Source organism: Xanthomonas sp. SHU 199 (assembly GCF_000364665.1).
GTDB classification, from domain to species: Bacteria; Pseudomonadota; Gammaproteobacteria; order Xanthomonadales; family Xanthomonadaceae; genus Xanthomonas_A; species Xanthomonas_A sontii.
The window spans coordinates 1-5,517 of sequence record NZ_AQOI01000661.1 but is presented as its reverse complement, the minus strand read 5'-3'; the positions used below and the strand labels follow the sequence as shown (position 1 = coordinate 5,517).

At 70.2% G+C, this 5,517-nt stretch carries 3 protein-coding genes; all 3 read left to right on the top strand.

Features of this window, described 5'->3' with window-relative positions; genetic code table 11:
* Window positions 1-535 (top strand): hypothetical protein (locus tag D183_RS0118825; protein WP_017910363.1); only part of this gene is annotated, 535 nt, incomplete at its 5' end.
* Entirely contained in the window at window positions 532-3,606 is a 3,075-nt protein-coding gene (locus tag D183_RS0118820; protein ID WP_017910362.1) for an efflux RND transporter permease subunit, read from the top strand. The genes D183_RS0118825 and D183_RS0118820, both read left to right, overlap by 4 nt.
* Window positions 3,603-5,474 (top strand): lipase family alpha/beta hydrolase, encoded by a 1,872-nt coding sequence (locus D183_RS0118815; RefSeq protein ID WP_017910361.1) that lies wholly within the window; start codon window positions 3,603-3,605, stop codon window positions 5,472-5,474. The genes D183_RS0118820 and D183_RS0118815 overlap by 4 nt, the downstream gene beginning before the upstream one ends.
* The last annotated feature ends 43 nt before the right edge of the window (window positions 5,475-5,517 follow it).

The window sequence follows — 5,517 nt, the reverse complement described above, 5'->3', positions numbered from 1 at the left end:
CCAGCCGGTCCTGCAACTGGACGGCGCCGATCGCGCGCAGGTGCTGGCGACGCTGCCGGCCGATCGCGCGGCAACGCTGCAACCGGGCCAGCGCGTCCTCGCCTACCGCAGCAGCGCGCCGCAGCAGGCGCTGCCGCTGCGCCTGCGCAGCGTGTCCGAACGCGTGGACGGCGGGGCCACCGTGCAGGCGCTGTTCGACAGCACCGGCGCCGATGCCGCGCAGCCGCGCAGCGGCGAATCGCTGCTGCTGGCCCTGCCCGACAGCGCCGCCGATCAGGCGCCGAGCGTGCCGTTGAGCGCGCTGATCCCGAGCATGGCCGACGGCCAGACCATGTTGTTCGTATACCGCCAGGACAGCGGCAGCGTGCGCCGCCGTCAGGTCGTCACCGGGCACGCCGAGGGCGGCCGCGTGCAGATCCTGCGTGGCCTGGCTCCGGGCGAGCGCATCGTCGCCGCCGGCGCCGCCTTCCTTCACGACGGCCAGCACGTCGTGCCGTTCCGTCCCACCACCCGCCTCGGCACCACCTCGCCATGAACCTGACCCGCGCCACCTTGCAATCGAGCCGCCTGGCGCTGTTCAGCGCCGCCCTGATCCTGATCGGCGGCATCGTCACCTTTCTCGGTTTTCCCTCGCAGGAGGAACCCAGCGTGACCGTGCGCGATGCGATCGTGCAGGTCGGTTACCCCGGCATGCCCAGCGAGCGCGTGGAGAACCTGCTCGCGCGTCCGCTGGAGGAACGGCTGCGCGAAGTCAGCGGGCTGAAGAAGATCGTCACCACCATCCATCCCGGCAGCGCCATCGTGCAGGTCACCGCGCAGGACAGCGTCAAGGACCTGCCGGCGCTGTGGCAGCGGGTGCGCAGCAAGGCGGCCGAGGCCGGTGCCGAGCTGCCCGCGGGTACGCAGGGGCCGCTGGTCGACGACGACTTCGGCCGCGTCGCCATCGCCTCGATCGCGGTCACCGCGCCCGGTTTCAATACCGCGGAGATGCTCGGGCCGCTGCGGCAGATGCGTGCGCAACTGTACGCCGTGCCGGGCGTCGAGCGGGTCACCTTCCACGGTCTGCGGGACGAACGCGTCTATGTCGCCTTCGACCGCACCAAATTGGGCGAGGCCGGCCTCACCCCGGCCGCGGTCGCGCAGCAACTGCGCGCGCAGAACGTGGTCGCCGGCGGCGGCCTGGTCGCCGCGTCGGGCATGGCGATGACCCTGACCACCTCCGGCGAAGTGCGCGACCTCGACGACCTGCGCAATGCCCCGATCGCGACGCAGGGCGCCGACGGCCCACGGCAGATCCCGCTGGCGCAGCTGGCGCGGATCGAGCTGATGCCGGTGGATCCGCCGGAGGCCGGCGCCATCTACCAGGGCCAGCCGGCGGTGGTGGTGGCCGTGTCGATGGCCCCGGGCAACAACGTCGCCGAGGTGGGCAAAGCGCTGCGCCGCACCCTGGGCGAGACCGCCAAGATGCTGCCGGTGGGTTTCGCGCAGCACGTGGTCACCTTCCAGGCCGACGTGGTCGAGCGCGAGATGGGCAAGATGCATCACGTGATGGGCGAGACCATCGTCATCGTGATGGCGGTGGTGATGCTGTTTCTCGGCTGGCGCACCGGCCTGATCGTCGGCGCGATCGTGCCGCTGACCATCCTCGGCGCACTGATCGCGATGCGGGCGCTGAACGTGGAACTGCAGACCGTGTCCATCGCCGCGATCATCCTGGCGCTGGGCCTGCTGGTGGACAACGGCATCGTCATCGCCGAGGACATCGAACGGCGCCTGGCCGCAGGCGAGGAACGCCGCGCCGCCTGCGAGGCCGCCGGCCGCAGCCTGGCGATCCCGCTGCTGACCTCTTCCCTGGTGATCGTGCTGGCGTTCTCGCCGTTCTTCTTCGGCCAGACCAGCACCAACGAATACATGCGTTCGCTGGCGATCGTGCTGGCGGTGACCCTGCTCGGCTCCTGGCTGCTCAGCATCACCATCACCCCGCTGCTGTGCATGTACTTCGCCCGCGCGCATCTCGCGCCGGCCGATGGACATGGCGACAGCTACACCTCCAAGCCGTACCGGCTTTACCGGCGCACGATCGAGGCGCTGCTGGCGCACAAGGCGCTGTTCCTGGGCAGCATGCTCGCCCTGCTCGCCCTGGCGGTGACGGTGCTGGCCTCGGTGCCGTACAGCTTCCTGCCCAAGTCCGACCGCCTGCAGTTCCAGATGCCGGTGACCCTGCAACCGGGCAGCGATGCGCGCGAGACCCTGCGCACCGTGCAGTCGATCAGCCAGTGGCTGGCCGACCGCCGGCAGAACCCGCAGATCGTCGACAGCATCGGCTACGTCGCCGACGGCGGCCCGCGCATCGTGCTCGGGCTGAACCCGCCGCTGCCGGCGGCCAACATCGCCTACTTCACCGTCAGCGTGCGGCCGGGCAGCGACATCGATGCGCTGATCGCCAAGGTGCGCTCCCACCTGCGCCAGGCCTACCCTGCAGTGCGGGCCGAGCCCAAGCGCTTTTCGCTGGGCTCGACCGAATCCGGCGTGGCGATCTACCGGGTGATCGGCCCGGACGAGACGCAACTGCGCCGGATCGCCGCCGGCATCGCCCACGCCTTGCGTGCGCTGCCCGGCACGCTGGACGTCAGCGACGACTGGGACAGCCGCATTCCGCGCTACGTGGTGCAGGTGGACCAGGCCAAGGCGCGCCGCGCTGGCGTCGCCAGCGAGGACATCGCCCAGGCGCTGCAACTGCGCTACAGCGGCGTGGACGCCTCGGTGATCCACGACGACGGCAGCAACGTGCCGATCGTGCTGCGCGGCGACAGCGACCCGCGTGCACGCAGCGGCAATCCCGGCGACACCCCGATCTACCCGTCCTCCGGCGCCGCGCCGCTGCCGCTGTCGGCGATCGCCGACATCCAACTGAGTTCGGAACCCTCGACGATCCAGCGCCGCAACCTGAGCCGCGCCATCACCATCACCGGCCGCAACCCGGACCTGACCACCGACCAGGTGGTGGCCGCGCTGGCCGACAAGGTGGCGGCGCTGCGCCTGCCGCCGGGCTACCGCATCGAGATGGGCGGCGAACTGGAGGACGCCGCCGAAGCCAACCAGGCGCTGCTGGAGTACATGCCGCATGCGCTGGGCGCGATCCTGCTGCTGTTCGTCTGGCAGTTCAATTCGTTCCGCAAGCTGTTCATCGTGGTCGCCAGCATTCCGTTCGTGCTCATCGGCGCCACCCTCGCCCTGCTGGTCACCGGTTATCCGTTCGGCTTCATGGCCACCTTCGGTCTGCTCGCGCTGGCCGGCATCATCGTCAACAACGCGGTGCTGCTGCTCGAACGGATCGAGGCCGAACTGGCCGATGGCCTGAGCCGGCACGAGGCGGTAATCGCCGCAGCGGTCAAGCGCCTGCGCCCGATCGTGATGACCAAGCTGACCTGCATCGTCGGCCTGATCCCGCTGATGCTGTTCGCCGGCCCGCTGTGGACCGGCATGGCCATCACCATGATCGGCGGCCTGGCCCTGGGCACGCTGGTGACCCTGGGGGTGATTCCGGTGCTGTACGACCTGCTGTTCGCACGCCGCGCCGGCACTCCAGTGAAGGTCGCGGCATGAAGCGGCGGCGCTGGCACCGCGCGATCCTGGCCTGTGTCGTGCTGTGCATGGCGCTGTGCACCGGCGGCTGTGCCAGCGTCACCCTGCAACGCGTGGATGCGGCGCGCTACATCCAGGCCAAGCGCGGCGACGCGCTGAGCAGCGCGCGCCCCAGCGATGCCGCGCTACAGACGCTGAATGTGGCCGGCCTCGACGCGGCACGTTGCACGGCGACGGTGCCGCCATGCATCGACCGGTTGCTCGGCAATGCCGACATGGACCAGGAGCGTACCCTGGCGACGGCGGCGGAACTGTCGCTGCTGGCCGCGCAACGCGCCGCCAGGCAGCACCCGGCCAGCGATGCCACGCTGGCCGCCTGGCTGCAGACCGCGCGTTACGCCTACGCCTACCTGTTCTTCAGCGCACGCACGCCCAGCGAACGCGCCTTCGAAGAACGCCAGACCCAGGTGCGCGACTACTACAACTACGCCGTGCAGCAGTCGGTGACCGCGTTGTTCGCCCGCTACCGGCGGCATCCGCCGGCCACGCACGAGGCCGGCGCGCAGATCGCCGCCCTGCCCGACTGGACGGTGACGCTGGATGCCAGCGGCGTCGGCAACCCGCAGGACATGCCGATGCCCGAGACGATGCTGGCGGCCAGCGGCCTGCGTTTCGATGGGCTGCGCAGCGTGTATCGGCGCGATGGCTTCGGCGCAGAGATGGTCGCGGTCCTGCCGCAGCCGGCGGCGGAGGCCATCCGCAGCACCGACGCCGCTCCTGTCTACAGCGACATGCCCACCCCCAACCTCACGGTGTTGCTGCGTTTCGATGGCCGCACGCTCAAGCAGGTGCTGGCCAGCCACAGCGCGCACGTGGAAGTCCACGACCCCTCGCTCGGCGATCGGGTCACGATGGGCGGTGTCGACGTGCCGCTGGCGGCCAATTTCAGCGCCGGCTACGGCGTGTGGATGGCGCGCGCCGGTTTCGCCGCGCAATCGCTGCGCACCCTGCTCGGCCTCGGGCACGGCATCGACCGGCCGCACGTGTTCCTGACCCAGCCCTACGATCCGAACCGGCGCGTGCTGGTGCTGCTGCACGGGCTGGCCAGCAGCCCGGAAGCCTGGGTCAACCTGGCCAACGACCTGCTCGGCGATCCGCAGGTCCGCGCGCGCTATCAGATCTGGTTCGTCTACTACCCGACCAACCTGCCGATTCCCTACACCCACCTGCAGGTTCGCAACGCCCTGGAGCAGACGCTGGACCAGTTCGATCCGCAACGCCGCAGCGTCTCCGCACATGACATGGTGCTGATCGGGCACAGCATGGGCGGCGTGCTGGCGCGCTTGATGGTGTCTTCCAGCGACGGCGAGCGGCTGTGGCGAACCCTGTTCGACGGGGCGGCGCTGGATCCGCAGGCGCGCCAGGCACTGCACGCCAGGCTCGGACCGATGCTGCAGTTCGCACCGATGCCGGAAGTCTCCGAGGCGATCTTCCTGGCCACCCCGCAGCGCGGCACGCCCGAGGCCGCCGGCACGGTGGGCGAACTGGCACGCGCCGTGATCGGCCTGCCACGGCGCGTGCTCGACCAGTTCCAGGACATCGCGGGCAAGAACATGCTCGACGGGCTGCCCAACAGCATCGACAGCCTCAGCGACCACGACCCTTTCATCCTCGCCGCAGCGCAGTTGCCGATCTCACCACAGGTGACCTATCACTCCATCATCGGGCAGGAGGATCCGCGCGTGCCGCTGGCGCAGTCCAGCGACGGCATCGTGCCGTACTGGAGCGCCCACCTGCCCGGCGCCGCCTCGGAAACGGTGATCGTCTCCGGGCACAGCGTGCAACGCACGCCGCAGGCGATCCTGCAGATCCGCCGGCTGCTGCATTGAACTGGCGCAGCGCTAGCCCCTCAGCGATGCAGCACCAGCCCCA

Bases quoted from the DNA above. Each gene is read 5' to 3' on its own strand.
- D183_RS0118820 (WP_017910362.1), top strand. From the start codon at position 532: ATGAACCTGACCCGCGCCACCTTGCAATCGAGCCGCCTGGCGCTGTTC.
- D183_RS0118815 (WP_017910361.1), top strand. From the start codon at position 3,603: ATGAAGCGGCGGCGCTGGCACCGCGCGATCCTGGCCTGTGTCGTGCTG.